The sequence below is a fragment of the Caballeronia sp. KNU42 genome (assembly GCF_053760385.1).
On sequence record NZ_CM132389.1, the window covers coordinates 2,354,550 to 2,381,519 of the forward strand.

At 61.1% G+C, this 26,970-nt stretch carries 17 protein-coding genes; 13 read left to right on the forward strand and 4 right to left on the reverse strand.

The window, feature by feature from the left end:
• Nucleotides 1-108: 108 nt before the first annotated feature.
• Nucleotides 109-732 (forward strand): trimeric intracellular cation channel family protein, encoded by a 624-nt coding sequence (locus ACSOSP_RS29885; RefSeq protein WP_455312110.1) that lies wholly within the window; start codon nt 109-111, stop codon nt 730-732.
• 36 nt (nt 733-768) lie between these two features.
• Here ACSOSP_RS29885 and ACSOSP_RS29890 read toward each other — a convergent pair whose 3' ends face one another.
• Complete coding sequence (locus ACSOSP_RS29890) at nt 769-1,674, reverse strand: LysR family transcriptional regulator (RefSeq protein ID WP_455312112.1); 906 nt, start codon at nt 1,672-1,674, stop codon at nt 769-771.
• 301 nt (nt 1,675-1,975) lie between these two features.
• On the opposite strand from ACSOSP_RS29890, the gene ACSOSP_RS29895 reads away from it, so the two are divergent.
• From ACSOSP_RS29895 to ACSOSP_RS29945, 11 genes are all read left to right on the forward strand, one after another.
• Nucleotides 1,976-3,520, forward strand: coding sequence for an MFS transporter (locus ACSOSP_RS29895; protein WP_455313715.1), 1,545 nt, complete (start codon nt 1,976-1,978; stop codon nt 3,518-3,520).
• 183 nt (nt 3,521-3,703) lie between these two features.
• On the forward strand, nt 3,704-5,197 hold the full coding sequence (locus ACSOSP_RS29900; protein WP_455312113.1) for a Fic family protein: 1,494 nt from the start codon (nt 3,704-3,706) through the stop codon (nt 5,195-5,197).
• 118 nt (nt 5,198-5,315) lie between these two features.
• Nucleotides 5,316-5,534: a hypothetical protein gene (locus tag ACSOSP_RS29905; protein ID WP_455312115.1), complete on the forward strand. Its 219-nt coding sequence runs from the start codon at nt 5,316-5,318 to the stop codon at nt 5,532-5,534.
• A 375-nt stretch (nt 5,535-5,909) separates the two neighbouring features.
• Complete coding sequence (locus tag ACSOSP_RS29910; RefSeq protein WP_455312116.1) at nt 5,910-6,899, forward strand: MurR/RpiR family transcriptional regulator; 990 nt, start codon at nt 5,910-5,912, stop codon at nt 6,897-6,899.
• Entirely contained in the window at nt 6,896-7,876 is a 981-nt protein-coding gene (locus ACSOSP_RS29915) for an isoaspartyl peptidase/L-asparaginase family protein (protein ID WP_455312117.1), read from the forward strand. The genes ACSOSP_RS29910 and ACSOSP_RS29915 overlap by 4 nt, the downstream gene beginning before the upstream one ends.
• Nucleotides 7,877-7,963: 87 nt before the next feature.
• Nucleotides 7,964-9,877 (forward strand): dipeptide ABC transporter ATP-binding protein, encoded by a 1,914-nt coding sequence (locus ACSOSP_RS29920; protein ID WP_455312118.1) that lies wholly within the window; start codon nt 7,964-7,966, stop codon nt 9,875-9,877.
• Between the two features lie 83 nt (nt 9,878-9,960).
• Nucleotides 9,961-11,523 carry a glutathione ABC transporter substrate-binding protein GsiB gene (gene gsiB / locus ACSOSP_RS29925; protein WP_455312119.1) on the forward strand — a complete coding sequence of 521 codons (1,563 nt, stop codon included), beginning with the start codon at nt 9,961-9,963 and terminating at the stop codon, nt 11,521-11,523.
• 117 nt (nt 11,524-11,640) lie between these two features.
• Entirely contained in the window at nt 11,641-12,561 is a 921-nt protein-coding gene (gene gsiC / locus ACSOSP_RS29930) for a glutathione ABC transporter permease GsiC (RefSeq protein ID WP_455312120.1), read from the forward strand.
• A gap of 7 nt (nt 12,562-12,568) precedes the next feature.
• Complete coding sequence (gsiD, locus tag ACSOSP_RS29935) at nt 12,569-13,477, forward strand: glutathione ABC transporter permease GsiD (RefSeq protein ID WP_455312121.1); 909 nt, start codon at nt 12,569-12,571, stop codon at nt 13,475-13,477.
• Nucleotides 13,474-14,526, forward strand: coding sequence for a DmpA family aminopeptidase (locus ACSOSP_RS29940; protein ID WP_455312123.1), 1,053 nt, complete (start codon nt 13,474-13,476; stop codon nt 14,524-14,526). The genes gsiD and ACSOSP_RS29940 overlap by 4 nt, the downstream gene beginning before the upstream one ends.
• Nucleotides 14,527-14,545: 19 nt before the next feature.
• Entirely contained in the window at nt 14,546-15,379 is an 834-nt protein-coding gene (locus ACSOSP_RS29945) for a M55 family metallopeptidase (protein ID WP_455312124.1), read from the forward strand.
• A gap of 53 nt (nt 15,380-15,432) precedes the next feature.
• Here the strand turns inward: ACSOSP_RS29945 and ACSOSP_RS29950 are convergent, their stop codons facing one another.
• A complete protein-coding gene (locus tag ACSOSP_RS29950; protein WP_455312125.1) occupies nt 15,433-16,347 on the reverse strand; it encodes a PhzF family phenazine biosynthesis protein in 915 nt (304 codons plus the stop codon).
• A gap of 158 nt (nt 16,348-16,505) precedes the next feature.
• Nucleotides 16,506-18,548, reverse strand: a complete 2,043-nt coding sequence (locus tag ACSOSP_RS29955) for a M3 family metallopeptidase (RefSeq protein WP_455312126.1) — start codon at nt 18,546-18,548, stop codon at nt 16,506-16,508.
• A 134-nt stretch (nt 18,549-18,682) separates the two neighbouring features.
• Here ACSOSP_RS29955 and ACSOSP_RS29960 point away from each other — a divergent pair, with 134 nt between their 5' ends.
• Nucleotides 18,683-19,471, forward strand: a complete 789-nt coding sequence (locus ACSOSP_RS29960) for an FRG domain-containing protein (RefSeq protein WP_455312127.1) — start codon at nt 18,683-18,685, stop codon at nt 19,469-19,471.
• Here the strand turns inward: ACSOSP_RS29960 and ACSOSP_RS29965 are convergent.
• Nucleotides 19,466-26,755 carry an amino acid adenylation domain-containing protein gene (locus ACSOSP_RS29965; protein WP_455312129.1) on the reverse strand — a complete coding sequence of 2,430 codons (7,290 nt, stop codon included), beginning with the start codon at nt 26,753-26,755 and terminating at the stop codon, nt 19,466-19,468. The two genes, ACSOSP_RS29960 and ACSOSP_RS29965, sit on opposite strands and share 6 nt — an antisense overlap.
• Nucleotides 26,756-26,970: the final 215 nt, after the last annotated feature.

Genomic DNA, 26,970 nt, shown 5'->3' on the forward strand with positions numbered 1-26,970 from the left:
GGAAGGAACGCCGCGAGTCTCTTGAATCATGGCTTCGACTGCGTCCGGCATGCACGATCGCCCTCCCGAAACTCGCGCAAGTAACTCAAGCACAGGGAGAGCGTCTCGATGAAGAAGATTGAAACAATAGTCCTGGTAGCCGATCTCGCAGGCACGGCCGTGTTCGCCGCTGAAGGCGCGATCGCCGCCATGCGGGGTGGACTCGACCTGCTCGGGGTGATGGTCCTGTCGTTTGCCGTGGCGCTGGGCGGCGGCGTGATTCGCGATCTGCTGATCGGCGCGACGCCGCCCAATGCCGTGCGCGACTGGCGCTATCCGGCGCTCGCGTTTCTCTCGGGATTACTGACCTTCATCTTTCACAGCGAGGCACGCACGCTCTCGGCGCCCTTGCTCATGGTGCTGGACGCAGCCGGGCTTGCGCTGTTCGCGGTTGCGGGCGCGCAGAAGGCGCTGAACTATGGCATCGGGCCTTTCATATCGACACTGATGGGTACGATCACCGGCGTGGGCGGCGGCGTTATACGCGACATCCTGCTGGCCCGCGTGCCCATGGTTCTCGTCGCCGATATCTATGCGAGCGCCGCGTTCGCGGGAGGGGTCGTGCTGGTCGTCAGCCGCAGGTTTGGACTGTCGCCAATGGCGGCCGCGATCCTCAGCGGCGCCGCGTGTTTCATCTTGCGCGTGGCGTCTGTCACGTATGGGTGGCAGTTGCCGAAGGTCGCGCACTGGTGAAAATGGCAGGCGCATGCGCCGGCGGCGGCCTTGGCTTCAACCCGCGATCATCCCGGGAATCTCGGCGACCAGTGCGTCGATAGCACGCCGTGTCTTCAACGGCAGGTAGCGCGTTTGCGGCCACACCGCGTGAATATCCTGAGGCAGCATGCCGCAGCTGTTCATGACCACCACCAGTTCACCGGTCTTCTCATAACGCGTCAGCAGCCAGCTGGGCAGCCACGCCAGCCCAAACCCTTCGATAGCCGCCGCGGCTATCGCCTGCACATCGTCCAGGCTCACTTGCGGCTGGATGCGCGCCTGCCGCACCTGTCCGTCGATATCCCGCACCTGCCAGGGCGACAACGCGCCGGCGCGCGAGTAAGCAATGCCCGCATGTCCGTCCATCTCTTCGATACTCGCAGGCAGCCCGTGCCGCGCCACATACGACGGCGCGGCGCCAATGCTCGAGTACTGCGTACCCAGACGGCGCGCCGCGAGGCTTACGCTATCGCGTAACTCGCCGATACGAATCGCGAGGTCGAATCCTTCTTCCACCAGATCCACCGCGCGATCGCTGAACGAAATGTCGATCTGCAATTGCGGATGCCTGGACGCTAAGCGCAACAGCACCGGCGCCACGCAGAGATGGCCGAACGCGATGGGCACGCTGACGCGCAAGCGGCCACGCGGTTCGCGCCGGCCGCTTTCCAGATCGGCCTCGGCCGCATCCAGTTCGGCCAGCGCGCGCACGCAGCGATCGTAGTAAGTCTGGCCGTCTTCGGTCAGGCTTTGACTGCGCGTGGTGCGATGGAGCAAACGCACGCCGAGACGCGATTCAAGCCGCGTGATCACCTTGCCGACGGCCGAGCGCGTCAGGTTCAAACGCTCGGCGGCCAGTGCGAAACTGCCGGATTCGACCACCTGGACGAAGGTTGTCACGCCATGGAGCTTGTCACTCATACCCGACCCTTATTGGTTCCATACAGGATTCATTGATAGGAAATCAATGAATCAATGAGTACTTCAGTTCCCTCTATATTACCTTTTCACCCGCAGGCGCCACACGGTGCACACCCCTCGAATTTTTAGTGAGCGGGTCCATTTACTCTTCCCGGTGTAAATTAAATATGCAGAGTTATCGAATCGAACTCAGTGGTTTAGTCAGTGCGGTCAGTGCGCGTTGCAAGTCAGCGCACCAACGTTTCAAACCCACATGCGGGAGGCGCGGATAGCCGGAACATCTGGCCAACCCGTGATATTCATGACACTCGCTCATCCCCACAAAAACACAATTGCATTAGCCGCCATTTGTCTGGCGTCGCTCATGTTCGGCCTGGAAATTTCAAGCGTACCCGTGATATTGCCAACCCTTCAAAAGGTATTGCACGGCGATTTCAAGGAAATGCAATGGATCATGAATGCCTACACCATTGCCTGCACGACGGTTTTGATGGCGACCGGGACGCTCGCGGACCGGTTTGGCAGGAAACGTATTTTTATGATCGCTATTGTCCTGTTCGGTATCACATCGCTGATTTGCGGAATGGCGCAGGGCGTTTCCGTGTTAATCGTGAGCCGCTTTCTTCAAGGCATAGCCGGCGGGGCCATGCTGATTTGCCAGGTGGCTGTTTTATCGCATCAGTTCCAGGAGGGACAGGCCCGTACCAGAGCCTTCGGCGCCTGGGGGATCATATTCGGCATCGGCCTGGGTTTTGGGCCGATTGTGGGCGGGGTCATTGTCGCGGTGTCGGATTGGCAGTGGGTGTTCCTGATCCACGTTCTGATTGCGACAGTGACGTTGATTCTTGTTTTTAACGGGGTTCAGGAATCCAGCGACCCGCAGGCGAAAAAGCTGGACCTGGCTGGAATGGTCACGCTTTCCCTGTCGGTTTTCGGCCTTGCGTATTTCATTACGCAAGGGTCCGACCTTGGTTTTACCAGTACCGCGGGCATCGGCATCATTGCCGCGGCGGCGATCAGTTTTATTCTCTTTATAGTTGCGGAAAAGAGCAACGCTCATCCGATGTTCGATTTTTCCGTGTTCAGGATACGCAATTTTTCGGGCGCGCTGTTTGGATCGATGGGTATGAACTTCAGCTTTTGGCCGTTCATGATTTATCTGCCAATTTATTTCCAGAGCAGCCTGGGATACAGCAGCGTCACTGCCGGATCTGCACTTCTGGCTTATACGCTTCCCACGCTGGTGATACCCCCGCTGGCCGAGCGTCTTTCGCTTCGGTATCACCCGGGCGTCGTCATTCCGCTTGGCCTGTTCACCATTGGTGCGGGTTTTATCGTGATGCGCGCGGGCAGTGGTGCGGAGCATGCGAGTTGGCTGAGCATGCTGCCGGGGTGCCTGTTGGCCGGCATCGGATTGGGCCTGACCAATACGCCCGTGACCAATACGACGACCAGCTCGGTTCCGAGCACGCGGGCAGGCATGGCTTCGGGCATCGACATGAGTGCGAGGCTCATTTCTCTGGCCGTCAATATCGCGCTGATGGGATACATCCTGATAGAAGGCATCCTGTCGTCCTTAACGAGCACATTTGCCGGGTCTCTCGATGCGCGACAACTGAGATCGCTGGCTGAACGAATAGCCGCAGGCGATGTTGCCTCTCTCAAGCAGTGGGTTCCGGAGCTGGCCTCCCTGGATTCATCAGGGGCGGCCGTTCATGCCGCGCTCGTGCATGGCTTCGGCCTGGTCATGCTGTACGGCTGTATTGGCGTGTGGGTGCTGGCCGTGGCCAGTTTCGCGATGTTCGGTCCGAGGAAACAGGTGCGTCAGACCAGTCCGGTGGTTTGACGGGAGGTTCACGGTTCCTGGCTGATTGAGCACTGGGAGCGCCCTCAGCACGAATGGCGTGATTGCATGATTCAGATTGCATGACTCAGATCGCATGACTCAACGCGCGGGGATCCCAGTCTCCTTCGCGCCACCGTCTCTTTTTAGATCATTTTCGGCTCATTTTGTGTCGTTGACTCATTCTTGAATCATTTTTACCTCACTCTCACATCAAAATCAGCCGTTCGCATCGAATTTGATCTAAGATTGACTCAAGAGTCATTCTTAGATCATTTTCAAACTTTCGAGCCCCTCACCATGGCAAGACGCGAGCTTTACGGCGCTATTTTGGAACTCCTGGCAGAACGCGCCTACGCGGGTCAGGACCTCATGTCACGCGCTGACATAGCCATGGCGCTCGGCGCTCCACCTGCAACGGTCCTGCGTTACATCGACAAGCTCATCGGCGACGGAAAGCTTGAACGGATTGGAGCAACCTCTGCGGCGCGCTATAGATTGTTGTGGCGAACGATTCCACATGCCGTTCCAGTCGTCATTGCACATTCAGGCAACGCAAAACCGACGGCTTCGCCGGTTTGGTCCGAGGCTGCGGCAGCGCTGATCGCAGAACTGGACGTGCCTCTGGGTGCGCGCCGGCCCGTCAGTTATCAACGGCGTTTCGTTGACGGCTATGTCCCCAACCAGAGTTTTCTTCTTCCACAGACTCTCGCGAATGATCTGTATAACGAAGGAAGATCGCCCGGCCAGCAGCCCGCTGGAACCTACGCGCGCAAGGTCATCGAACCGCTGTTGATTGACCTGTCTTTTTCGTCGTCAAGGCTCGAGGGCAATCGCTATTCGAGGCTCGACACCGAGGTCCTGTTCGACGCGGGAACCGCGGACCCCGCCGATAAAGACGCGACCATGCTGCTCAATCACAAGAGGGCGATCGAATTCCTGATTGACGATGTGCCATCGTACGGATTGACGACCATGGTTGTTCGCAACCTCCACACGCTGTTGATGCAAGGCCTGCTCAATGACGAGAACTCACTTGGCTCGATTCGCGAAAGAGTCGTCAGCATCAGCAACACCGTTTATATCCCGTCTCATGTGCCTTCCCTGCTTGGCGAAATGCTGGAGGAAATCACCGAGAAGGCGCGTCACATTAAAAATCCGGTCGAAGCCGCGTTTTTCCTTTGGGTGAACCTGGCCTACCTGCAGCCTTTCGAGGACGGCAACAAACGCACTGGTCGCCTGAGCGCCAACATCCCGCTGCTGCTGTACAACTGTGCGCCGCTCAGCTTTCTGGATGTGGGTGACGAAGACTATGCCCGTGCAAAAATCGGTGTCTATGAGCGGCTTGACACGAGTATTGCGGCCGATCTCTTTGCCTGGACTTATCGCCGCTCCATTGCCAAGTATGCGGCGCAGATCGACGCCGCCGGAGTGCCGGATCCGTTCCGTGCAAGGTATCGCGAAGCCATCAATGAGATGGTCTCGCGGATCGTGCGGGATCGGGAAGCACTGGGAGCGGTGATCGCCGAGTTCAAGCTTCGGGACGACGAAGCGGCTCGCCTTGGCGACATGGTGAGAGGTGACATTTCCCGGCTCGGCGAGCACAACTTCGCCCGTTATCGATTGCGATTGAAAGAGCTGGAGCAATGGATATCGGCTGGTCGCCCGTTAATCGACTAGCAAGCAGCGCCGCAATCCAGCCGGGGAAATCCTTAAAAATTTGAAGCACGACCGCTTACTCTTAAGCCTCTGTTTACCTATCATGTAGAGGTGAGTACAGAGGACGCGGGAGGGCATCATGGACCAGTTTGTAAACACGGTAATGGATATCCTTGGTTCCGCGTCGCGATTAAGCCTGCACAGTTCCGCCATCGATTTGATCAACGTGCTGATCGGCCTAGGCGGCCTCGCGCTGGTAGCAATTATCCTGTTAATTAACGAGTCGAAACGGCCGGGTCAAAACCGCGAGCGCACGGATGATCATCACCGGCATTGGTGGATGCATCATCGGCACTGAGTAGCGTGCGGGTGTCGTTTTTGGTACGGCTTGAGCGGAATTCCGGGCCGGTCGCCAGAGTGTTGAATTTTCCAAAGCGAGTCGTTCTGATTAATAATCAGGATACCTACTAGTACTGGAAATGCCATTGCTGCCTGAGCATCCATCGCGTGCCTCTAAACGCTCGCGTCCATCGCAATCGTAACAATTCTGCATGCTTCTGACCGTGTGATAGCGCGGTTATGAACCATCGCAACGCGCCTCATCCGTCGTGTCATCGCGGTCCCGGACCCGCTCAGGGGAAACCCTCTCGATGAAAATACATTTTTTTCCAGAGAAATTTTGTGTAAATATACTTTCATCGTCACTTCCTCGGCTTCCCGCTGATCCTTCTTCATGGCAGATCATCCGCCCGCTGTATCCGGGCCGTCCGGACTGAGTATCGCGGCGACTATCGTGGCGGCAATGCCTGGTCTTACGCCGATCCATCGCCGCATGGGCGCCTATGTGCAGGCCAACTTGTTCCGTGCGGCGACCATGCGCATCGACGAACTGGCGGACGCCGTCGGCGCCTCCGTGGCGACTGCAAACCGCTTCGCGCGTGCGCTCGGCTTCGACGGTTATCCGGCATTTCGCGGCGCGCTGGTGCGCGGTTTCGAAGCGACGCTCGCGCCGGTCGAGCGCTTGCGTTCGGCGCAGGAATCGCCTGCGAGCGGTGACGAATTGCTCGGCGCGTCGCTTGAACAGGCCGAAGTCAATCTGCGTTTGACACGCAGCGCCATTGACGGCGCCGCGGCGGATGCAGCGGTCGAAGCCATTCTTGCTGCGCGTCGCGTGTTCGTGCTTGGCGCCGGCTCGAGCGCGTTTCTGGCGGGGCTGATGGAGCACGGCCTGATGCCGTATCACAACAACGTGCAATCGCTGGCGTTCGTTGGCGGGCCGACACACGCAGCGCGCCGTCTCTTTAGCGCCGGCGAGGGCGATCTCGTGATCGGCATTGCGTTTCCGCGTTATGTCGACGACACGATCCAGCTCGCGCGCCGTGCCGCAAGCCTGGGCGCCCGGGTGCTGGCCTTGACCGACAGCGTCAACTCACCGCTCGGGCAGTTCGCAGACCTGACGCTGTGCGTGCGCTCGGAACGGCGGCTCGCGGCAAACTCGGACGCAGCGGTGCTGGCCGTGATTGAAGCGCTCTGCGACGCCGTTGCATATCGCACCAAACGCTCGGCGAAAGCGGCCGCGGACATGACCGAATTCGTCTTGCCATGGCTGACCGAGATGCCGTCCAGCGATAGCAGCCCGTCGACGCCGGGCCCGTCGAATCGTCCCGCGACCAAAGCCCGGACGTCCGGTACTCCACGCCCCAACAAGAAGCCGAAACGATGAATCCGACCGCAGTCATTGCCATTCACGGCGGCGCAGGCACCATCCTGCGCACGCTGATGGAGTCCGACGCAGAGCAGCGCTACCACACGAGCCTGCACGACATCCTCGCAGCAGGCCAGGGCGTTCTGGCCGCCGGCGGCAGCGCGCTCGACGCCGTGAGCGAAGCCGTACGCCTGCTCGAAGACAACCCGCTCTTCAACGCGGGCCGGGGTGCGGTGTTCACCGCCGACGGCACGCACGAACTCGACGCATCGATCATGGACGGCAGCACGCTTGAGGCCGGTGCGATCTGCTGCGTCAAGCGCGTGCGCAATCCGATCCTGGTTGCGCGCCGCGTGCTCGAGGCAAGTGAACATGTGATGTTCACGGGCGCAGGTGCGGAAGCATTCGCTGTGGCGCAGGGGTTTGAACCGGTCGACCCTTCGTACTTCCATACCGATGCCCGTCACAAGCAATGGCTGCTTGCACGCGGCCAGCAGCGCGTGATGCTCGATCACGACGGCGCCACGTTGAAGGATGGCGACGCGGAGCCCATGCCACACGAACCCATCGATCCGAATCGAAAGTTCGGTACAGTCGGCGCGGTTGCGCTCGATCAACACGGACACGTGGCTGCCGCCACATCGACGGGCGGTGTCACCAACAAGCAGGTCGGACGGGTGGGTGATGCTCCGTTGATCGGCGCGGGCTGTTATGCGGACGATGCAACCTGTGCGGTGTCCACCACAGGTTCGGGCGAGATGTTCATGCGGATGGTCGCCGCTTACGACGTTGCGGCGCAAATGGCGTATCGCGGGGTGTCGCTGGAAGAAGCTGCAGCCGATGTCGTGATGAAACGCCTGCCGCGTATCAATGGACGCGGTGGTTTGATCGCCGTCGACGCACTCGGCAACGTCACGTTGCCGTTCAACACAGAGGGCATGTACCGCGGTTTTGCGCGGGTCGGAGAAGTACCCGTCACGGCAATCTATCGCTGACGTTCGTTCATCTTTCGTTCGTTCACCTGTCGTGCGGCACTGCGCGAATCATCGCCCGCGCCGCGTCAATTCCTTGAGGAAAACATCGTGCCGATTTCACCGCACATTGCACGCTCGCGTCTGGACACCTTGCCGCCGGAATGCGTGCTCGCCGTTGACGATCTTTCGATCGCGTTCCGCCAGGGCGACAAGGCGTTCAACGCGGTGCGCAACCTGTCGCTGACGGTCGATCGCGGCGAGACACTGGCGATCGTCGGCGAATCAGGGTCGGGCAAGTCGGTGACGTCGCTTGCGCTGATGCGCCTGATCGAGCATGGCGGCGGTCGCATTGCCGGTGGCTCCATTGCGTTCCGGCGGCGCGACGGCCAGGTGCTCGATCTCGCGCGCGCCTCGTCCGCCACGATGCGTTCAATCCGCGGCGCGGACATCGCGATGATCTTCCAGGAGCCGATGACGTCGCTGAACCCCGTGTTCACGGTGGGCGATCAGATTGGCGAAGCGATCGCGCTGCATCAGCACAAGAGTCGTAGTGCCGCTCGCGCAGAAACCTTGCGTTTGCTTGAACTCGTGAGGATTCCTGAGGCACGCCGTGTGGCCGCGCGGTTTCCGCATCAGTTGTCGGGCGGCATGCGACAGCGCGTGATGATTGCCATGGCGCTGTCATGCAAGCCCGCGCTGCTGATCGCCGATGAACCGACCACCGCGCTCGACGTCACGATCCAGGCGCAGATCCTGCAGCTGATCCGCGGCTTGCAGGACGAGATGAACATGGGCGTGATCTTTATCACGCATGACATGGGCGTGGTCGCTGAAGTGGCTGATCGCGTGCTGGTGATGTATCACGGCGAGAAGGTGGAGGAGGGCGCGTCCGGCCCCCTGTTCGCGGCGCCCGTGCATCCTTATACGAAGGCGTTGCTGGCCGCCGTTCCGCGGCTTGGCGCGATGTCAGGCACCCACTCGCCGGCCAAGTTTCCGATTCTCACCGTGGAACGGGCGGGCGCCGATGAAACGCTGGTCCCGGCGCCGGCGGTCGCGCACGAAGCGCAGCCGGCTATCGCCGATACCACGCCGCCGATCCTGCGCGTGCGTGATCTGGTCACGCGCTTTCCGGTCCGCACGGGTCTGTTCGGCCGCGTGACGGGCCGCGTGCATGCCGTCGAACGCGTGAGCTTCGACTTGCGTCCCGGCGAAACGCTTGCGCTAGTGGGTGAATCGGGCTGCGGTAAATCCACCACAGGCCGCTCGCTGCTGCGGCTCGTTGAAAGCCAGAGCGGTTCGATCGAGTTCGACGGCAACGAGATCAGTTCGCTGACCGGACCCTCCTTGCAAGCGTTGCGCCGCGATATCCAGTTTATTTTCCAGGACCCGTTTGCATCGTTGAATCCGCGCTTGACTGTCGGCTTCTCGATCATGGAACCGCTGCTGGTGCACGGTGTATCGCAAGGCGCCGAGGCGCAGGCGCGGGTTGCATGGCTGCTTGACAAGGTGGGGCTGCCGGCCGAAGCGGCGCGCCGTTATCCGCACGAATTTTCGGGCGGACAACGCCAGCGCATAGCCATTGCCCGTGCGCTCGCATTGAACCCGAAAGTGGTGATCGCCGATGAATCCGTCTCGGCGCTCGATGTGTCCGTGCAGGCGCAGATCGTGAACCTGATGCTCGATCTGCAACGCGAACTCGGCGTGGCTTACCTGTTCATTTCGCATGACATGGCGGTGGTCGAACGGGTCAGCCATCGCGTGGCGGTGATGTATCTCGGCCAGATCGTCGAGATCGGGCCACGCCGCGCGGTGTTCGAAGGACCACGCCACGCCTACACGAAAAAACTCATGGGTGCGGTGCCGGTTGCTGACCCGGCCCGGCGTCATGCGAAGCGCGTGCTTGCCGTCGACGAAATGCCAAGCCCGATACGCGCGCTCGACGACGAGCCGGTCTTCGCTCCGCTTGTCATGGTCGGCCCGGACCATTTTGTTGCAGAGCACCGGATTGGCGGTGCTTACTGATCGCCTCTGATCGATTCTGATCGCCCGATGCGCGGGACGTTTTTTACCTGTTTTCACTATCAAGCTGCCTGGAGCCCACCCTTATGAACTCGCTTGTCCTGTCTTCTCCGTTTCGTTTGCGTGCGCTGCTGGCCGGCGGCGCGATAGTCTTCTCGATGCTTGCGAGCGGCTTGGCGCACGCCGAACAAACCGCCGTGATGGCCGTCGCATCGACCTTTACAAGTCTCGATCCCTACGACGCCAACGACACGCTCTCGCAAGCCGCCGCGAAGTCGTTCTATCAAGGCCTGTTCGGTTTCGACAAGGACATGAAGCTCGTCAATGTGCTGGCAACCAGCTACGAAGCGAGCCCCGATGCGCGCGTCTACACGTTCAAGCTGCGCCAGGGCGTCAAGTTCCAGGATGGCACCGACTTCAACGCAGCGGCGGTGAAGGCCAACTTCGACCGCGTGAACGATCCGGCGAACAAGCTCAAGCGTTACAACCTGTTCAGCCGCATCGATAAAACCGAGGTCATCGATCCGTACACCGTGAAGATCACGCTCAAGACGCCGTTCTCTGCTTTCGTCAACGTGCTCGCGCATCCGTCGGCGGTGATGATCTCGCCGGCTGCCATGACGAAATGGGGCAAGGACATCGGCTTTCATCCGGTCGGCACGGGCCCGTTTGAATTTGTGAAGTGGGACCCGGCGGGCGATCTGACCGTGAAGAAGTTCGCGGGCTACTGGAAGACGGGGTATCCGAAGATCGATGCGATCGACTGGAAACCGGTCGTCGACAACAACACGCGTTCCGCGCTGATGCGCACCGGCGAAGCCGACTTCGCGTTCCAGGTGCCTTATGAACAGGCCGCCATGCTCAAGACCGATCCCAAGGTCGACCTGTTCGCGGGGCCGTCGATTATCGTGCGTTATATCAGCCTGAACGTGACGAAGAAACCGTTCGACAACCCGAAGGTCCGCGAAGCGCTGAACTACGCGGTGAACAAGGACGCGCTCACGAAGGTGGCGTTCTCGGGCTACGCCACGCCGGCCGACGGTGTCGTGCCCCAGGGCGTGGACTACGCGTCGAAGACGGGGCCTTGGCCGTACGATCCCGCGAAGGCGCGCGCCCTGCTGAAAGAAGCCGGCTATCCGGACGGTTTCGAGTCCACTCTCTGGTCGGCGTATAACAATTCGACGTCGCAGAAGGTCATTCAATTCGTGCAGCAGCAACTCGCGCAGGTCGGCGTGAAGGTGCAAGTGGAAGCGCTCGAAGCAGGCCAGCGCGTGGCGAAGGTGGAGAGCGCCCCGGACCCGGCAAGCGCGCCCGTGAGGATGTACTACGCCGGCTGGTCGTCGTCGACCGGTGAAGCCGACTGGGCGATCTCGCCGCTGCTGGCGTCGGCTTCAATACCGCCGAAGCTCACGAATACCGCTTACTACAAGAACGATACCGTCGACGCGGACCTGTCGAAGGCGCTCGAGACCCCCGACCGCGCGCAGAAGACGACGCTGTACACGGACGCGCAAAAGCGTATCTGGACCGACGCGCCGTGGATCTTCCTGGTCCAGGAAAAGGTGCTCTATGCGCGCAGCAAACGTCTGTCGGGCGCGTACGTCGCGCCGGACGGCTCGTTCAACTTCGACGAGATCGCGATCAAGTAAGGTTGTTTGCGTGGTCCGGCTCGTCATGCCGTACCGCTTCCGTATTCTCTTTTGCTGTCGTGGGCTGTGGCCGGGAATCTCCGGTCATGGCGGCTGCATGACAGCCGGGTCGCCTTCATGCTGAACTTTCTCTGCAAACGTCTCCTGGGCCTGCTGCCGACGCTTTTCATCGTCGCGGTGCTCGTGTTCCTGTTCGTGCATTTGTTGCCGGGGGACCCGGCGCGTCTTGCCGCCGGTCCCGAAGCCGACGATGCGACCGTCACGCTGGTGCGCAGCGACCTCGGCCTCGACAAGCCGCTGCCGCAGCAATTCGTGCACTTTTTCTGGCGCATCGCGCATGGCGATTTCGGTGTCTCGACGCGCAGCAAGCGGCCTGTCAGCGAGGAGATCAGCGAGCGGTTCATGCCGACCTTGCTGCTGACGCTGGTGAGCATGGTGTGGGCAGTCGTGTTTGGGATGGCGGTGGGGATAACGTCGGCAGTGTGGCGTAATCGATGGCCTGACCGCCTCGGCATGACCTTGGCGGTATCGGGAATCTCATTCCCCGCGTTCGCGCTCGGCATGTTGCTGATGGAAGTCTTCTCGGTGAAGCTGGGCTGGCTGCCGGTGGTCGGTGACGGTTCCTGGAAGAGCTACGTGCTGCCTTCAGTAACGCTTGGCGCAGCAGTCGCCGCTGTGATGGCGCGCTTCACGCGTGCTTCCTTCGTCGAAGTGATGCATGAGGACTTCGTGCGCACCGCGCGCGCCAAGGGCGTGCCTGAGTGGCTGGTGATCGTCAAGCACAGCCTGCGCAACGCGATGATTCCAGTCGTCACCATGATGGGGTTGCAGTTTGGCTTCCTGCTAGGCGGCTCCATCGTCGTTGAAGTCGTATTCAACTGGCCCGGGCTCGGGCGCTTGCTGGTCGATGCCGTTTCCATGCGCGACTATCCGGTGATCCAGGCGGAAGTGCTGCTGTTTTCGCTCGAGTTCATTGTCATCAATCTGGTTGTCGACGTGCTCTACGCCGTCATCAATCCGACCATCCGTTTCAAGTGAGGTCCGCATGAGCACGACAGGCAGTGAGACGAGTATCGTGGCGCCGGTGACGCAGGCTGACAGTGCGATCCGCACGCCCTGGGGCGAGTTCTGGCGCAAGTTCCGCAAGCAACATGTCGCGCTCGCAGCGGGCGTGCTGGTGCTGCTGCTTGTGGTGGTGGCGATCGTGGCGCCGCACATCGTTCCGTACGATCCGGAAAACTATTTCGACTACGACGCGTTGAACGCGGGTCCATCCATGGCGCATTGGTTCGGCGTCGATTCATTGGGCCGCGACATCTTCAGCCGGATCCTGTCGGGCACGCGTATCTCGCTGGCTGCGGGTTTCCTGTCGGTTGCTATAGGAGCCGCGATCGGCACTTTCTTCGGTCTGCTTGCCGGTTACTACGAAGGATGGTGGGATCGGATCACCATGCGCGTGGCGGACGTCCTGTTCGCGTTTCCGGGCATCCTGCTCGCGATCGGCGTGGTGGCCATTCTCGGCAACGGCATGGTCAACGTGGTCTGCGCGGTGTCCATCTTCAGCATTCCGGCGTTTGCGCGGCTCGTGCGCGGCAATACGCTGATGCTCAAGCAACTCACCTATATTGAAGCGGCGCGGAGCATAGGCGCGTCGGACTGGACCATCATCGTGCGGCATATCCTGCCGGGGACCATATCGTCGATCGTCGTGTATTTCACGATGCGTATCGGTACCTCGATTATCACCGCGGCGAGCCTCTCGTTCCTCGGCCTTGGCGCGCAGCCGCCAACGCCGGAGTGGGGCGCGATGCTCAACGAAGCACGCGCCGACATGGTGACGGCGCCGCATATCGCGTTGTTTCCGAGCCTGGCCATTTTCGTGACCGTGCTCGCGTTCAACCTGCTCGGCGACGGCTTGCGTGACGCGCTCGATCCAAAGCTCGACCGGCCATGAGCGATACGTGTTTGGCGCCTTCTATTGGCGTATTGCCTCGCGGGCCGCTTGGAACGATCGCCGATGTAGCGGGCGTAAAAGTAGGCCATTGCACGCTGGATGACGGGCCGGTTCAAACCGGCGTCACTGTCATTCATCCGCATGGCGGCGATCCGTATCGCAGCAAGGTCCCGGCTGCGGTGAGCGTGATCAACGGCTTCGGCAAGAGCATCGGTCTCATGCAGGTCGAAGAGCTAGGGGTGTTGGAGACGCCGATTGCGTTGACGAATACGTTTGGGGTAGCGGCGGTTGCTGAGGCGCAGATTCGCGCGGCGATCCAAGCAAATCCCGAGGTCGGGCGCGAATGGCCTACGGTGAATCCGCTTGTTTTCGAATGCAATGATGGTTACCTGAACGATATCCAGGCGCTGGCGGTTACGGGCGAACACTATCTGCGAGCGAGCGGTGGGGCGAGTGCCAACGTAGCCAGCGGCTCGGTGGGCGCCGGGCGCGGCATGTCGTGCTTCGATCTGAAAGGGGGCATAGGCACGGCTTCACGCGTGGTATCCATAGCCGGGCAGACGGTCACTGTCGGCGCTTTGGTGCTCGCTAACTTCGGCCGGCTGCCAATGTTGACGCTCGCAGGCAAACCGGTCGGCCGGATATTGGCGGACCGGAACGCCCATGCCGCTGCTATGGAACCGGAGCAGGGCTCGATCATCATGATCATCGCTGTAGATGCCGCGCTCGATGCGCGCCAACTGAAACGCCTGTCCATGCGCGCTGCTGCGGGTCTGGCGCGCACGGGTTCTGTCTATGGACACGGCAGCGGAGATATCGCCTTGGCGTTCTCCACGGCCTACACAATCCCCCACAACGTCACCCATATTCCTCATCCCCCCATCCTCGCCGACACCCGCCTCGACCCGCTCTTCCAGGCCTGTGCGGATAGCGTCGAACAGGCTATCGTCGATGCGCTTTGGAGCGCTACCTCGCTATCGGGCCGCGATGGCCATCGACGTCTTTCATTACTCGATGCAGCGCCCGATCTCGCGCAGCTACTAACTTGACCTGGCTTTAATTTTCCCCATGAACGTCCTGATTTCAGTCGATATAGAAGGCATTGCTGGTGTGTTCCATCCCGAGCAAACGCGTGCGGGCAACGGCGAATATGAACGCGCTCGCCGCTGGATGACGCTCGAGGCAAACGCCGCGATACAAGGGGCATTCGCGGGCGGCGCAACGCAGGTCTGGGTCAACGATTCGCACGGTGGGTTCCGCAACTTGCTGCCGGATCTGCTCGATGCTCGCGCGCAAGTCGTGCTGGGCAAACCCCGGACGCTTGGGATGATGGCGGGGCTCGAATACGGAGCTGCTCTTGTATTCATGATCGGCTATCACGCGATGTCGCAGAGCCGCGGCATCCTCGCCCACACCATCAATAGCTTCGCGTTTGCGCGCGTGCTGTTAAACGGCGTGGAGACCGGTGAAGCAGGGTTGTACGGTGCACTGGCTGCGCAATACGGTGCGCAGGTCGCGCTGCTTTCAGGCGACGATGTCTTCGCCGAGGAAACGCGGCCGCAATTTCCCGATGCCAGCTTCGTCGTTACCAAGAACGCGACCGGTCACGCGAGCGGCGTGACACAGACGCCGGAAAGCGCGTGCATCGCGATCGAGCGTGCGGCGCGTGCGGCTGTTGAACGTCACGTGGCGGCGGGCACGATCCGGCATGACGCTCGCGTGTCATCCGCGCCGGTCGAATGCGAACTGCGCGTGCAGACCACCGCGCTTGCTGATCTGTTTTGTCAGTGGCCATCGCTTAAGCGAGTCGATGGCGTGACGCTGCGCTTTAACGCACCGTCCGCCGAACATGTGGTGCGTATGTTGAACTGTTTATCGGCGATGTCGTTCATGCTGCGGTGAGAGGCCGAGGCGGCGACCAAAACAGGTCGCGGGGTTGCTGCTCGGACTCAACTCTACTCAGAAGAAGCGAGCCAAAACGATCCTTCCATCACACTGACGCATTTACCGCCAATGCGGACCCGTGTCTTGCCATTGTCGGTATCCACGCTGGCGATCAGGACGCTCGGCCGCCCCATGTCTACGCCTTGACTCACTCGCAGCACCAGTTCTGACTGACCCCGGACCTGGGCAACGAGTGCCGCCATGGCGGCAGTTGCGCTGCCTGTCGCCGGGTCTTCGGTCATGCGGGGCGTGAACATGCGGGCCTGCACATCGCAACCGGCGGCAGTCGCGTCCGGGCCTGCATCGCGGGTATAGGCGTAGATCGACGTTGCGCCGTCAATGGGCAGCAAGCCTTTGTAAGCGATGAGGTTAGGCGTACACCGGCGGAGCGCATCCCGGGACGCGAGTTCAGCAACGACGAACGGCAGGCCGACAGAGGCCACCTGGGGTGCGTGAGCGTCGATGAGGACATCGGCGCAATCGAGCGAAAGACACTCGGCCACGCGCTCTTGCGGCACTTGCGACAGCCTGACCAATGGCTCGGGCGCAGTAAGTTGCGCTCCGACCAGCTTGCCGTTTTCTTTCAGTTGGATGACTGGAACCAGGCCCGCGGCTTCCTCAAACACGAGTTGATCCGGCAGGGGTGTCGGGCCCGATGCCGCTCTTGTGGCCAATACAAACGCCGTGCCGATGTTCGGATGTCCGGCGAAAGGTACTTCGCGGCTCGGCGTGAAGATTCTCACCCAGGCCGTGTTGGCGGGATTGCGTGGAGGCAGTACAAATGTAGTTTCGCTGTACCCGAATTCGGCGGCGATCGCCTGCATCTGTTCCGTCGATAAACCTTCAGCATCCAACACGACAGCGACCGGATTGCCCTTGAACTTCTCGTGCGTGAATACATCTGCCGTGACATAACGACGGTTCATGAATGCCTCCCTGGCTTGATAGTGCCGACCAACGACGATTCGCCATTATTGCTTCGGGAATGGCCGGGGCACCCTATACAGATAGGCGAGGATGGATCGGGCCAGTCCACCTGATCCAATGCGTTCGTGTGCGACTGGCCTTGCGCAACAAAGTCCCTTCACACGGTCCGCAGCAATCCGCGTTTGCGCAACATAGGCTCGGCACGAGGATCGCGGCCACGAAAAGCGCGGAACGCCTTGCCCTGTTCGCGGCTGTCGCCCGCGCTATACACGTACCGATGCAGCTTGTCCGCCAGCGCCGGATCGAATGCATTGCCGGCTTCTTCGAATGCGTCGAACGCATCGGCTTCCAGGACCTCCGCCCACATATAGACGTAGTACCCGGCGGCGTAATATCCGCCGCTGAAGATATGGCCAAAGTGGGGCAGCCGGTGGCGCATGCCCACCTCGCGCGGTACGCCTAGCCGCTCCCGCTCGTCTATCTCGAACCGGGCGATATCGATGCCGGCAGGATCGCGACGCTGATGCAGCGCCATGTCGATCAAGGCTGACGATGTGTAGGCAACGGTGTTGAACCCCTGGTTGAAAGTCTGCGAAGCCCTGATGCGTTCGATCAGCGCAGCGGGGATAGGCTCGCCCGTCGTCACATGGCGCGCGTGCTTCGCGAGCACCTCCGGCACCGTGGCCCAGTTTTCCATCAACTGAGAGGGAAGTTCCACATAGTCTTGCGGGACATGGGTACCCGACAGGCGACCGTAATTTACATCGGACAGCAAGCCGTGCAGGCCGTGACCGAACTCATGAAACAGCGTGCGCACGTCGTCAAAACTCAGCAGCGTAGGACCATCGTCAGTGCGGGCGAAGTTGTTGTTGTTCACCACGATCGGCGTCACCTTGCCGCCATGACGCCTTTGCCTGCGATAAACATGCATCCATGCACCGCCCTGTTTATTCGGCCGGGCATAGTTGTCGCCAAGGAAGATGCCCACCAGTTCGTCTGCGCGTCGCACCTCCCACAAGCGCACGTCCGGGTGATACAGCGGCACGTTGGTTCTTTCGATAAACCGCACGCCGAACAGGCGTTCCGCGCAATCGAACATGGCGGCGAGCATTGCGTCGAGGCTAAAGTACGGTTTCACTTGCGCGTCATCGAGTGCAAAGCGCGTAGCCCGTACCTTCTCGGCGAGGTAATACCAGTCCCACGGTTCAATGCCGGCAGGTTCCCCCAGCGCGGCAGCCTGCGCAGCCAGAGCCTTGCGCTCCTGTGCAACGCTCGCCTTCGCCGGCTCCCATACCTGGCTAAGCAGCGCGTGGACCGCAGACGCTTTGCCCGCCATGCGATCGGCAAGCGCATAGTCGGCAAAGTTTTCGTAGCCGAGCAAACCTGCTTGTTCTTGCCGCAGCATCAGTATCTCGCGAGCGATTGGCCTGTTATCGCGTGCCGGGTTTTCTCCGCGACTGGTCCAGGCACGCCATGCCGTCTCACGCAGATCACGGCGTGTAGACCAGGTAAGAAAGGGCTGCACCAGTGAACGTGACAGCGTGATGACATGGCCTTCCATACCGCGTTCCTTCGCGGCGCCGCGTGCCGACTGACGCAGGAAATCGGGCAAACCGGCCAGGTCCGCTTCCAATATCAGCGGCAACTGGTAGCCGGATTCGTCCGCGAGTATGTTTTGCGCGAACTGCGTCTGCAGATTCGCGAGTCGCGTGGCAATGGCCGCAAAACGCTCACGGGCGCGCCCTTGCAGCGTGGCGCCGGTACGGACAAAGTCGGTATGCATGCGTTGCAGCAAACGCTGCTGCTCTTCGTTAAGATCTAGCACCGCAACTTGCTGGTGGACAGAATCGAGCCTTGCGAAGAAACCGGCGTGCATGGCGATTTTGCTGTCGTGCGCGGCCAGCAGCGGCGCCATCTCGCGCTCCACGGCCTGCAACGCGGCCGGCGACTCCGAGGCGCACAGGTTTTCGAATGTGAGCCGCACACGATCGAGTGAGGCGCCGGCCGCGTCGAACGCAGCCACGGTATTGTCGAATGTAGGTGTGGCCTGATTGTCAGCAAGCGCATCGATTTCCGCCAGATGCTGCTCGAAGAGCGCCGCGAATGCGGGTGCGAAATGTTCGGGCCGGATCTGGTGGAAGGGCGGCAATTGGTAGGGCGTTTGCCAGTCCTGCAGCAGCGGGTTGCGGTTGTCGGTCATGTCGATCCGCCTGTTCGGTATTGATGGTCACGAAGTGAACATGATATGACATCAAGCTTATAGGTTTTCGAGCCGGGTCTGATCGGGCTAGTGATCGGGCAAGCAAGAGCGAGTGCTACCCTGGATAAGTGACAATGCAAACCATTATTGTGTCGAACTGGCAGGAGTTCATGAGGCTCACCATAGAGCTCGACGGCTGGGCGTTTCGCGGTCAGCAAGACGCACGATGGCCGTTGCAAAGTTCGTTATCGCGCTACCTGTCCGCGTTCGTGCCAGACCGCTCGGCGTGGCGAATTCAGGAGCAGCGCGCCATTCGTATCTTCAGGCGAAAGGCGCATAACTATCTTTCCGATGTCCGTGCGCTATCCGACGACCTGCGTTGCCTCGGGCTGATGCAGCATCACGGCGCGCCCACCAGACTGCTTGATTTCACCAAGTCGCCTTTTGTCGCCGCGTTCTTTGCGCTCGAGCGCGCTGTGACCGATGCAGCCGTTTTCGCGGTCAACACCCCGGCGTTGTGGACGAATCGCGCAGTCCCTGTTTCGGCGCCGCATCTTGTGCGGGAGATGATCGACCCGCGCCTGCCCGGAAATTTCGAAAGGTTTTATCTGAGCGATGAAAACCCGGTCATGTGGTTTGGGGAACCCGCTGAAATGGACCAGCGGCTGATCGCGCAAGCGGGCACGTTCGTGTTGCCCGGCCTGCTGCATCAGCCGCTCGACATGATCCTCGATCAATACACCTGCAGCGACGAACTACTGCGCAAGATCGTGTTGCCGTCGAACTTACGCGACGAAGCCATGCGTTCGTTGTACAGGATGAACATCACGAATGCATCGCTCTTCCCGGACCTCGAAGGACTGGCGCGTTCCATTGCGCTGGAACTGGAGATCGTATGGCCGGCGCTTGATCATCGGCTATAGAACCGCCAGGTTTGTGACAGATTCATCAAGAAACCCTTCGGCGCGCAGATACGCGAGATATAGCGGAATCAGTTGCTCGTAGTCGACCGTCAGTTGAACATCGTGCCGCGTCAGTTCAGCTATCGTGGCGCTCTGCTCAATTGTCAGCGGCTTCTCAGACAAGTCCCCGGTATAGAAGTCGCGAATAAGAGCGAGGCCATTCGATGACGAGAGACCGGTCAACCGGTGCTGCCATTCGAGTGGTGTTTCCGGCAGCACCTTCAAGCCGTCTTTGGCAAGCAAGTCGAACCAGCGCCGCTGGCTCAGCGTCACCGGATTGCTGAGATTCGCCACGCGCAAGCCATCGCGGTGACTTAGCGTCAGCGCGACGATCGCGCGAGCAAGCTGGTCGACGGGCATCATCTCGACTTCCTGGCCGGTATCCGGAAAAGTCCCCAGTTCGATGCAGCCCTTGTTGTAGAGCCAGAAGTGGTTGCTAGCGTAGTTGCTGTAGCCGCTGCGGCTGTCCCCGGTAATGTTGCCGGGACGCGCGACGATGACCGGTAGTCCGAAACGCCGGGCGCACTCGGCAACGCGTTGTTCGCCGGCCCACTTCGTCAGCAGATAGCCGTTGTCCATTTGCGGACGGCCGGGTTGCACCTGCTCCTCGATTCGCGTCACCCCCTCTTGCATTGCCGGTGCCGACATCGTTGAAATGAAACACAGCGGCTTTTGCCGTTGCGTCAGTGCGAGGCGCAGCAAGCTCTCGGTGCCGTCGACATTCGCCCGCTTCATTTGCGCATAGCTGTGCAGGTGATGGACGAACGCGCCGCAATGCAGAATGGCGTCGACTTCGCCAGCCAGCCGATGCCATTGCACGGAATCAAGTCCGAGATCCGGCGCGGCGAGATCGGCGGCGATCACTTCAACGCGCGAGAAATCTATCAGGAGTCCTGCCTCCTGTGCCTTGCGTCGCAAATCCTCCTCGCCTGTGGCAGCGCTATCGCAGCGTTGCAGGCAGACCACCTTGTCAACACGTTTGACCAGATCATGGAGCAGATAGATGCCGAGGAACCCGCCGGCGCCGGTCAGCAACATCGAACCGACTGGTGCCGTTCGAGTCTCTTCAGGGAGCGGTGGCGCAGGATCGTTGATGACTAGCGGCGTCGCTGCATCGGCTATCGCGAGTTCGATCATGCCTTCCTGCTGGCCGGCCGCGAGCGAGGCGACAGTCGACGATCGATAGAACGCCGACATCGCGAAATCGATGCCCAGCGTCTCGCGCGCTTCTGCCTGCATCCGGACAGCGAGAATCGAATTGCCGCCCAGGTGGAAGAAATTGTCGTCCCGGCCGATGCCGTTCAGTTGCAGCAGTCTCTCCCAAAGGTCGGCGATCCGCCGTTCGACGCCATCACGCGGCGGCGAGCGGCTCGTGCTCCGCGGCATCGCGGGAAGCGCCTTTCGGTCGACCTTGCCGCTGGAGGATGCCGGAATCGCATCGAGCTGCATGAACCACGCCGGCAGCATGTAGTCCGGCAACGCGTTTGCCACGTGTTGGCGCAAGACGTCTTCGTCAAGAGCCGCATCTGTCTCAGCGACGTAGTACGCCGCGAGGTAACGCTGTTCGCCTTCACCCCATACCGTGCAGGCTGCGTGCGCCACACCGGCCGCAGCCGCGATGCAGCTCTCGATTTCCCCGAGTTCGATGCGAAAGCCACGCAGCTTGATTTGCGCGTCGTTGCGGCCGCAGTATTCGATCGTGCCGTCGGGCAGGAAACGGCCGAGATCACCGGTCCGGTACATCAGGGCATAGGATGTCTGATTGAACGGGTCGACGACGAAGCGTTCCATCGTCATTGCCGGTTGCTTCACGTAGCCGCGGGCGAGATTGTCTCCACCAATATAGATTTCGCCGACCGTTCCTGGCGGCGTCAGTTGCCGTTGCGCGTTCAGCATGTAGAGGCGATATCCCGGCAACGGCTTGCCTATGATCCGGCTGGGACCGTCCGGCATCACCTGGCCACACGAGGCCATGACCGTGATTTCGGTCGGCCCGTAGAGACTGAGGAGCCGCGTATGCGAGGCCCACCACCTGGCGGTCGGCTCGTCGATCGTATCTCCGCCGAACCCGAGCAACCGCAAATCGGGCAGCGCTTCGCGGGGCAGGCTTTGCACGACCACCGGCGCGAGCGACGCATGCGTGACTCGGGCGTCCTTGAGCAAGCGGTGCAGCCTGACGGAATCGCGGCGCACCTCCTCCGGCAGCACGACCAGGGTGCCGCCGTGCAACAGCGCGAGAAAGATATCGAGCACGCTCGCGTCGAAGTTGGTCGAAGCGGCCAACGTGCTGATGCTGCCCGGCGTGTAGTCGAACTCAAGGCGCGCCCCTTCCACCATCCGGACCACGCTGTGGTGCTCTACCAGAACGCCTTTCGGCTTGCCGGTCGACCCGGAGGTATGGATCACGTACGCGAGGGCGTTCGGCGCGACCGGCGCGAGGGCGGCCGTGGGCGCGAGTGTCCGCTTGGCCAGATCCGCCGGATCGATCCGGTGCAATCCGGCGAGTCCGGCGGTATCGAGTGCGAGCCAGCTTGGCGCGTCCGCAAGGACGGTTTCAATCGAACAGTTCTCGACGAAAAAGCGCAGCCGCTCTGGCGGATAGTCCGGGTCGAGCGGCACGTACGCGCAGCCGGCTTTCAGCACGCCCAGCACCGTAGCCACCAGCAGTGTGCCCTTGTGCATGCTCAGGCCGATACACGTGCCCGGCGCCATGTCCGAGGCGAGACTGTAGGCAATGCGGTCGCTCAGCAGATCGAGTTCCCGGTAGGTGAGCGCCTCATCGCCGAAGCGGACCGCATCCTGCGTCGCGAACGTCGCAACAGCTTCCGCAAAGCGCGCCGGGATGGATGCCGGCGCATCCGGCAGCGGATGCTCGCATGCGAAACTCAGGCATTGCGCGCGTTGACGCTCGCTCAAATATCCCAGCTCGCCAACTTGCGCGCCGGGGTTCTGACCGGCTGTCCCGATGAGCGTATGGAACACCTCGGCCATCCGCTCCATCGAGCTTGCGAACAGCTGCGAGCCGTCGTATTCGAACCGGCCATCCAGTCCGCCGTCCCGGCGCACATAGAAGATCGCCGAGAGATCCGCTTTCGACGTCAGCGATGGCAATTCTTCGGCCTGGTACGACGCATTGCCGATCCGGCCCTCCAGATCAATGCCGCTCTGCAGACTGAAAATTGTATTGAGAGAGCCGAATTGCACGTTGTCCGTGTCATAAGGCGTCGCCAGCAGATGGTCCTGGTCGTCGAGCATCTGGCGCTGGACCGCCCGGGCGAGGTCGGAGAACGTTTGGCGCGGCTCGATGCCTTGTACGAGCACGGCCATTGACATTAGCATCCCATAGATATCTTCGCTGCCGGCCACGTCGCGGCCGGCGTTCGGATACGCGCAGGCGAGACGTGCTTGCCCGCTGACGCGCCAGATCCAGACCAGGTACAGGGCGAACAACACCGGTGGCAACGTCATGCCGTGCTGCTCCGCGAACGTCTTGAGGCGCTCCACGTGCTCCGGCCTGACAGACACTGCTAATGACCGGTTCGCGTTTTCCGTGCGCCGCAGCGAATCGAAGGGCAATTCTGTGCGCAGCGTGAGCCCTGCCAGCTTGCAGGCCCAGTAATCGCGAGCCTCGATAAATAAGGGCGACGCCCTCATCTGGTGCTCCCACTTGCAGTAGTCGAACCATGACAGCGGGCGCGGCGCAAGCGGCTGACCGTCGTAGCGCCGTGCAAGTTCGTCCAGCAGCAGGTTGAGCGACCAGCCGTCAAAAATCGCATGATGGATGCACAACAGCAACGTGGTGGAACCGTCGTCCGGGCACAGCAGCAATTCGGCGCGCCATAGCGGCGAATCGCCGAACGGCAGGCGCTCTTTTCGCAACGCGTCGGCCCGTGCGGCGATGGTCTGTGCGTCAGCGCTTTCGACGCGGATCACCGGCGTGACTGCCGGACCCGCCTGGAGCAGCAACTCTGTGTCGCGCTCGATCAGGCACGCGCGAAACAGGGGATCATGGCCGAGCACGCCGGTCAGCGCCTGATGCAAGCGCAGCGGATTCGTTTCGTGGGTGAAATTGACCCGGACCACGATGTGATAAGTGTTGTCGTCCGGCTTGGCGATCGAGCGGTTGACCATCATTCGCACAAGGAGATTTGCAACTGGTACCGGCACGGGTACGGACACCGCGCTGCCCGACGCCGCGATCAGCTGCGGCAAGGCAGCCTCGAGCGGATCGCTGCTGCGCGCGTGTGTGCAGAACGCGCTGAATACCGGATGCTCGAACAGAGCCTTGAGTTTGACGGGAGTGTTCAGTGTCGAACTCACGCGGTTGCGCACGAGTGTCGCGAGCAGGGAATGGCCGCCCAGCTGAAAAAAATGGCTGCTTGCGCCGATGCTCTCGATCGGCACGCCTAGCGTGTCGGCCCAGATCGCGCGCACGCCCCGTTCAAAGGCATCAGGTTCACGCTCACTTTCCTGGTGGACCAGCGCTTGCGGCTCAGGCAACCTTGAGCGGTCGATCTTGCCGTTAAGATTTAGCGGCAGTGCGGCCACCTGGATCAGGAACGACGGCACCATGTAATGCGCGAGGCTGTTCGCCAGCCGCTGGCGCAACACTTCGGGATCCAGATTATTGCTGACGTACCATGCGACGAGCGCCAAGCCATTCTGGCGCTTGCACGTGCCGACATGCACGCCGTTCACTTCGGGCTGCGCCGCAATGACGCTTTCGATTTCGCCTGCCTCAATTCGGTAGCCTCGGATCTTGACCTGGAAATCACGGCGGCCGAGGAACTCGATCTCGCCATTCGGCAGGAAGCGTCCGAGGTCCCCGGAACGGTACAGGCGGCCGGCGCTGAACGGATTGGGCGCGAACTTCTGCTCGGTCAGATCGGGCCGGCGCAGATAGCCGCGTGCCACCGACATCCCGCCGATACAGATTTCGCCAACGCCGCCAAGCGGGACAGGCTGCCCCCGATCATCCAGCAGATGAATCTGGTAGCCGGGTAAGGCGTGACCCAGATGGTTTGCCAGCTTGCACGAGCCAAAGGTGTTCTCGGTTGCAATCACCGTGGTCTCGGTCGGACCGTAGATGTTCGACAGCCGTAGCATTTTTGACCAGAAACGGATCGTGTCGTTATCGCTGGTTTCGCCGCCGCATAGCACCGTAGCGAGATCTGGCAACGGCCGGCGCGGCAACAGCTTGAGGATCGCCGGCGGCAGGAATGCGTGGCTTATCCGGTGCGTCTGGAGGAACGCAAACAGCGCCTCGGCATCCGTGCGGATCGCTTCCGGGGCAATGATCAAATGACCGCCGTGCGTGAGGGGATTGAATATTTCCAGCACGCTGGCATCGAAGTTGACCGATGCGAATTGCAGCCAGCGCGTACCGGCGGAGCGCTCGTAGAGGCCATCGAGCGACGCAATGAAATGAGCGAGCATGCCGCGCTCGATCACGACGCCTTTCGGTTTGCCCGTGGTGCCCGAGGTATAGATCACGTAGGCGGTGCGTGCCGGGGCAGCAGAGGGCTGCATGAACGGCGCGCTTGCCGGAGCGCCCTCCAGGAGTTCGCTGAGCAGGTGCACCGGGCAATCGACGGCAGCCCTCACGCGCTCGAGCGTCGCGGCATCGACGATGACTCCGGCCAGTTGCGCATCGTGGCCTATGTAACGCAGCCGTTCGTCCGGCATCTGCGGGTCAAGCGGCACATAGCCGGCGCCGGCAGCAAGCACGCCGAGGATTGCCGGCACGATCTGCGCACCGCGCGACATGCAAACACCTATGAGGGTGTCCGGCGCCGTTGCGCCCAAAGACGCAGCCACGCACTGCAGGGCGGCCGACAACTCTGCGTAATTGTAGACAGCGTCAGGGCCGCTCACGGCCGGAAGTTGACCATGCCGCCGGACGGCCTGCGCAAAGAGGTCGAGCACATCCGTGGCAGGCACGGCGAACGGTCCGCCATCCGACCACGCGAGCCGGCTCGCGTGCAGCGCCGGCGTGTACAGGTCGATGGCGTCGATCTCCTGATCAAGGACATCCCGCAGGCGCATGAGCAATGCCATGCCGTGTTCGAACGCCATGCGCACACCGTCCAGCTCCTGCGGATGGCGGAGCTGAATGTGCAACGAAACTTGCTCGCGCACATCAAGGTATATCGCCACATCATGATGAGGGGCGCCGCGGGAAAACGGCGCGAGCAGCGTCGCCTTGAGTGTGCCGAGCCGAAGCGCATCGTAGGGCAGTGAATCAGCCTCGCACAGCACGTTGGTAGCGCTGACGTATCCTGGTATGCGGTGCTCCATCTCGTCCAGCACCTCGAACGCCGGAACATCGCCGTGGAAGTAGTTCATGTCGAGCCGCGCGGCCGCATGGCGCAAGAACTCGCGCAGTGTCATCGAATCATCGAACTCCGTCCTGAGAACGCGCCGTCGCTCATCAAAACCGATGCCGGTGCTCGTTCGCCCGCAACCTCGCTGGTGATAGGCGGTGAGGACTGTCGAGTTGGACGTGAGACGGTGCAGCAAGACGTGGACGCACAACAAAAGCAGAACGTCCGGCGCCATGGCAAGCGTATCGGCCAGGGCACAAAAATCCCGGCTTGCCGCAGCGTCGAGGGAGGTGGTGAAGCAGTTTTCGGCCGATCCGTTTTCGTTGCGCGGCGCATGCCATTCGAACGACGATTTGCCAAGCTGTCCTATCCAGAATTCGAGACTGGTCGCGAGGTGTTCGCTTGCCAACAACGACTGTTCCGCTTCGAGCAGACCCCGCTGGTCGAGGCCGAGCGCCGGCGCGAGTGCTTCACCGCCATAGGCATCCGAGAGCGCGTCAAACAGCGACTTCAGCGAGAAGCGGTCGAGCAGCGCGGGGTGACACGCGAAAACGAGGAAACTTTGTTCTCCCGCGAGCAGCAATGTGAACGACCAGGGCAGCCCCATGTCCATGCGGAACTTGCGTGCACACAAGCCTTCGATCAACGAAAGCTCAGTCGCTTGGGAGCGTTCGCCAATATCGATGATCTTCAGCTCGAAGCCGGCATCACGCTGGACAATGAAGCGTGTGCCATCCTCCGAGTCGATGGTGCGGTAGGCAAGCTGTTCACAGTGATTGGTCGCCTGGGTAATGGCGTCGGCGAGGCGAGTTGCATCGGGGTGGGCGTCGAGCCGGTAGACCGCGCACACGTTGCGAGCGGTGTTGCTGCGGGCGAGCGTGCGTTCCTGGGACTGGGTCAATGCTAGAGACTGGAATGCCATCTGATTACCTCGTTCTGTATTGAACATCAGGAAATAGACCATGTGCTGTAGCAGAACCGTTCGCCGCGCATCTGCACATCGATTCGATCTATGGATGTGAACGCTAGTTATCTGAGGTATTGCGGACAATCAGATTTTTCTGAAAGACTGACCTCGAAAGTTGTTCGTAATAGAGCGTCCCGGTCACGGAATCAGAACGGGAGCGTGCAATGGCC